The sequence below is a fragment of the Mesorhizobium sp. M1322 genome (assembly GCF_040318085.1).
Taxonomy (GTDB): Bacteria; Pseudomonadota; Alphaproteobacteria; order Rhizobiales; family Rhizobiaceae; genus Mesorhizobium.
This window is the reverse complement of record NZ_JAMYLP010000168.1, coordinates 1-5,348: the sequence shown is the minus strand read 5'-3', so window position 1 is coordinate 5,348 and position 5,348 is coordinate 1. Positions and strand designations below refer to the sequence as shown.

Sequence of the window (5,348 nt, the reverse complement as noted above, 5' to 3'; positions counted from 1 at the left end):
CACCGAAAAATGGACACCCCTCCGCGACAGCCTGAGCGGCGAAACTGGGGAATTTTACTTCGGCACTTTTGGGGAAAATTCGAGCGGCATTGACATTCAAACGCAAAGTCTGACCAAGGACGGAAGACAACCTGACGCCTATTTTCGGTGAGGCCGCCGCACAACACGAAAAGGTTCAGCGCCATGGCAAGAAGAGCGCTTATCATGCTTGAAGGTACAAGGCTCAACGGCCCGCTGTTCGTCCAAGCGTCCCGGCGTCTTAATCTGCAACCAATTGTCTTGTCGGCTGATCCAGCTCAGTACGACTATCTTGCGGCCGAAAGCATTGAGGCGATCCGTGTCAATACAGACAATCTCGATGCGCTGATTCGCGAATGTTCACGGCTACACGCGACCTATGACATTGCTGGCTTACGAGCGTCAGCGAGGCGGCCTATGCGAGAGCTGGCAAGCTCTGCCGGCATTTCGATCTACCGGGCCCGAACCCGAGATCGATTGAGCAATGCTGTGATAAATTCACGCAACGTCAACTCCTTGCGGAAGCCGGTGTTCCCATACCTGCTTATCTCTTGGCAGCGAATGCGGCGGAGGTAAGAAGCTGTGCTGCGGAAATCGGCTTCCCGGTGATTCTTAAGCCAGCCATAGGCAGCGGCAGCAGAGGTGTCCGATTGTGCCGTAATATCGATGAGTTAACCGATCATACGACCTATCTATTAGGCGGGAAGCACATATGGCCGTCTTCGCCGAGGATACTGATCGAACAATTCGCGCAAGGTCCCCATTATATCGCTCATATAATGGGAAATGAGGTCTTTGGGGTTGAGGCCGCTGAGTTCGACTGCCCACCCCATCTCGTATTTCGTGAGAGCATCATTCCGGCTCGATTGACTGACGACGATCATAAACGTATCGTCGAGGTTTCGCTGAGCTGTTTGCGAGCTCTCGGCCTTGGCTGGGGGCGAACCTGCATAGAACTCCGGTGGACGAAGCTTGGTCCAGTCGTCATTGAAGTCAATCCGCGTCTTGGTGGCGGTCCTCAACACATTCAGCTGGCTTACGGTGTCGATCTCATTACCGAGCACATCAAGCTTGTTACCGGAAATGAATGGAATTTGCGCAAAACGCATTCGCACGTTGCGGCTTGGCGGAACCTTCTGCCTGATCGCGATGGCACCCTCGATTGGATCGATGGGGACAGCCTGGCAGCTGCTATTCCAGGAGTCGCCGAGGTCAAATTGTATGTCCGACCCAAGACGCCGATCGTCAGGAAAGGTGATTACGGAGACTCTCTCGGATATGTCATCGCCGTTTCACCCAGCCATGCTCGGGCCGAGGCGATACTTCGGAGTGCCATAGAGTTAATCGATTGGTCGATCACACCGTTTTCGGCCCTTGGCCGACAGGAATAAATTGCGGTCCCCTTGCCCCCCGCTCGATGGCGACAGATAAAGGTGTGATTGTGCCGGTCCTGACGGATATCGCCACTGGCTGGACGGAATACGCACCATCGTTGGTTCGTGAGCAGAAGCTGTTTAGCGAACTTCTGACGGAATCGCTCCGGCTCATGCCATTAAGGCCTCTTGGGCTCGGCACCGACAATGACAGCGTCTTCCTGCACGAGACGATAATACTACTGCCGGCGGCAAAGGGCGCCTCCTTCTGATGGTGGATCCAACAGCGCCGAAGGATGCCACACCCTCGCCGCTCGTCCATGGCATCTATTCCCACGGACAGGATCGTCGCTCTATCTCGCTAATAGATGACGACAATATAGAAACTGCATTTGACGCAAGTCGCCAGTCAATTGATGCTCAACAACAATGGCGACGAATTGACGTGATGCATGCTGCGTCGGCGATCCGCCGTATCACAAGGCTGTAGTATACGAAATATCCCGTCGATCAGAATGTTCTTTGCTTGGGACCCTTTTACTAGTCGCGGGACGCCACGGTCGGCAAACCTCTGCGAGTGACCGAGTTCGATCGGCCACAGCCGCAATTCGGCAAGCTGGTTCTGCGCAAATCGGCTGACTGCGACAATGCTTTCCCAAAAGACCGGGTTTGAAACGTCATTCGGCAACTTTCACCTCAGCATCCGTGTCGACCCGAGGGTCCTTGGCGTAGTCGCCGAACATGTCGGCACCGGCGGGGGTCTCCAGGTCGTCCTGGAAGAAGTTTCCGAGGCTATAAAAGATCGGGCGGCCCTTGTAGATCTCAATGCCCCGCAATAGATGAGGTCCGTGCCCGATATAAGCCGTCTGCCCCGGCATCGATTAGCTTATCCGCAAACGATGGTTCGTAATCCGGCGGCTCCTGACTCCAATTCCCAGGCTCGTGGCCGTGGTTCGTGTTCGTATCAGCGGTGCCAAGCCCCAGTGGCTACGCGACGGGAGTCATCCAAGACTTGGCTCCTACTGGCTGGTACAGACGTCGGCGGCCGGAGCGGCGCACATGACGAGCGGTGCCATGGGCATCAAAGGCACTTCAGGCACAGCTCAATGGCCAGCGGGCAGCCCATCCGTTGGGCGGATTGGACTAGACTAGGCACCTCGCCTTCCAGGAGCGCAATCCAGCCGAGGCCAGGCTGGATCAACCGGACCTGCCGCGATCAGCGCCTCGGCGTAAGAAACGGATGGGTTGGCAAAAGAGCATCTCATATTGAGTCTGAGCTGCAGATCGGTAGCGCCCGCCGGCGTGGCCGCCTGACCGAGGATGGACTGCGCCACGTGCCTCCAAACGATCAGGGTGCACCCGAAGATCAGCACGGAGACGGCGAACGGGAGGAGGATGCCCAGCGTTATGGTCTGGCGATCAGCCTCAGAACGGACGTCCCCCTAAGAACTCCGTTCAAGCTTCCAGCCAGCACTGCGCCAGCGCGTAGCCGTTGCTCAGCGACAGCGCAGGATGCTTCACGAAGCCCTTCACGCCGGGCCCTGTCGCGTCAATCCACTGATTGAACATCGGCACGATCGCACCGCCCTCGTCGCGAAGAATGATGGCCATCTCGCGATAGAGGTTCCTGCGCTTGTCCTGGTCGAACTCGGCACGCGCCTCGATGAGGAGTTTGTCGAACTTCTCGTTGAAGAAGCGCGTGTCGTTCCATGGCGCTGTTGACAAATAAACGGTCGAGTAGACTTGGTCCTGCGTCGCTCGGCCGTTCCACCTGACGGTCGAGAAGGGCTGCTTGTTCCAGACCTCCGACATATACCCGTCACTCGGTTCGCGCTTCACCTCGATGCTGATGCCCGCCTTGGCGCAGCTCTGCTCGTAGAGTTGGGTGGCGTCGACGGCGCCGGGGAAGGCCGTCTCGGAAGTCCTGAGCAGAATTGGTCCGCTGTGGCCCGACTTCTTATAGTGGAACTTGGCCTTGTCCGGATCGAAGGCGCGCTGCTCGATGTCGTCGGAAAATAGCGCGTAGGCGTCGTTGATAGGGAAGTCGTTACCTATTGTGCCGTAGCCGCGCAGGATCTTATCCACCATTTCATCGCGGTCCATAGCGAGCTTCAAAGCCATTCTGAGATCGTTGTTGTCGAACGGCGCGGTGTTGCAGAACATGTTGAAGCAACAGTAGCTAGGCCCCGAAATATTCTGAATGGTCACGCCAGGGACCCGCTTCAAAAGGTCGACGATCTTCGGTTCGATCTCGTTAATCATGTGGACCTGGTTGCCTTGCAGGGCCGAAATGCGCGCCGACGAGTCGTTGATGACGATTATCTCGATCTGATCGGCATGACCGAGCTTGTCGCCTTGCCAGTAGTTTTGGAACTTTTCGCCGCCGTATCGCACACCCGGCTCGTTGACCGTGACTTTGTAGGGGCCCGCGCTGATGCCAGAGGCTGGATCATCCTTGCCGCCATTGGGCTGAATGATTAGGTGATAGTCGGTCATTAGATAGGGCAGATCAGCGTTAGGCTCTTTGAGCGTGATCACAACGTCACCGCCATCAGCTTTGAGCGATTCGATCCCACGCATGATACCCAGCGCCCCCGACTTTGATTTCTCGGTGGAGTGCCGTTCTAGCGTGGCGATGACGTCTTGGGGCGTGACTTCCTTGCCGTTATGGAACTGGATGCCTTTGCGGATTTTCATCGTCCAGGTCCTGGCGTCCTTCGATGCGCCGATTTCCTCGGCGATGCGGTATTCGATGCCGCCGTCGGTAGTCGTCGCCACCAGCAACTCGCCCCAAGATTTGCTGAAATTGATAGGGACTCCACTGCCAATGGCCGTCGGGTCGAGACTGTCGGTCGCCGCGCCGCCATTAAGGCCGGCTTTGAGGATGCCGCCCTTTCGCGGGGCCTGCGCCTTCGCGGCGCCTGCGAGAATCGAGTTGGCCAAGGCGGCGCTCACGCCGAGCGCCGTCGCACGGCCAAGAAATTCACGTCGGCTCAAGTGGCCCGCAGCGAAGCGGCGGCCGAGATAATCGAGTTCCTGCGACATGGGATGCTCCTCGCTACCTGTGTTTCCCCGGGGGCGGACAATGGGGCTGTGATTGTTGATAATATCAAAGTCATGGGGCGCGCTTTACGCAAATCATTCTCTTCAACACAGGAAATCGGCGTTTTCCCACCTCCCACCGCTCAAAATCGACGAGGTCCGGCTGGAAAATTCCTCGCTCTAATGGTCAACGGGTATCGATAGGAACTCTAGGCAGGGCCGGTCTTGTCCCAAGGCGCTGGATGCTTGAGGCTCCAGCTGGTCAGGCGTGCTAAATCAAAGATGTCCGGGGAGATGCGATGACAACGGTTGAGGCAACGGGGCGGTCATAGGCCCTCGGTTAAAAGATTGCCGCAGGCGAAATACAGTGTCTCTCGGCTACCCGCAACCTGATCGTTTCACCTATTACCGCCGCTCTGCTTTTAGCACCCCATCTTCACCGCCTTAAAAATGTAGGGCGTGGAAGTTTAAATTTGCGAGCAAGTTGCCTGCAAATTGGCGCCAGGTGGAGCGGGGGTTACCCAATACTCTTGATTGGGCCGACGCGACGATTTTTATCGGCTCCCATACCGGTCCCAAACCACTTCACGTCACGAAATCTACGCTGAACCGGCATCCGCAAATGCCTCGATCACAGCTGCGACGTCCTCTTCCGCATGCGCACTCCTTGCGTACGAATCCTGGCCTGACCTTGAGGGGACCACAGGTTACGAGAATGGAATCTTGAAGATGCCCCCTCCGGGCACGTCCGCGGCGATCCCGCCCAGCCGAAAACGAGCGCCGTTTGGGCCGTGCCGCAGTTGCCGGTTGTGTGCATTGAGGGAGATCGGCGCCTCTTTCGGCAATATCGATCGCAGTCAACGAGGCGGCGCAGATTGCCGGCTGAACCAGTTTGGGAACAGATGCGGTCGCGGC

General features: G+C 57.2%; 1 protein-coding gene and 3 pseudogenes. 2 read left to right on the top strand and 2 right to left on the bottom strand.

What is annotated here, in order from left to right; translation table 11 throughout:
• Positions 1 to 183: 183 nt before the first annotated feature.
• Both NKH12_RS29850 and NKH12_RS29845 read left to right on the top strand, forming a co-directional pair.
• A pseudogene (locus tag NKH12_RS29850) lies at positions 184 to 1,409 on the top strand (ATP-grasp domain-containing protein).
• A 56-nt stretch (positions 1,410 to 1,465) separates the two neighbouring features.
• Positions 1,466 to 1,627: pseudogene (locus NKH12_RS29845) on the top strand (transposase); the annotation flags it as partial.
• 173 nt (positions 1,628 to 1,800) lie between these two features.
• Here NKH12_RS29845 and NKH12_RS29840 read toward each other — a convergent pair.
• Together NKH12_RS29840 and NKH12_RS29835 are read right to left on the bottom strand one after the other, a co-directional pair.
• Positions 1,801 to 2,348: pseudogene (locus tag NKH12_RS29840) on the bottom strand (CapA family protein); the annotation flags it as partial.
• Between the two features lie 498 nt (positions 2,349 to 2,846).
• On the bottom strand, positions 2,847 to 4,436 hold the full coding sequence (locus tag NKH12_RS29835; RefSeq protein ID WP_352956389.1) for an ABC transporter substrate-binding protein: 1,590 nt from the start codon (positions 4,434 to 4,436) through the stop codon (positions 2,847 to 2,849).
• Positions 4,437 to 5,348 lie beyond the last annotated feature (912 nt).

Bases quoted from the DNA above. Each gene is read 5' to 3' on its own strand.
- NKH12_RS29835 (WP_352956389.1), bottom strand. From the start codon at position 4,436: ATGTCGCAGGAACTCGATTATCTCGGCCGCCGCTTCGCTGCGGGCCAC.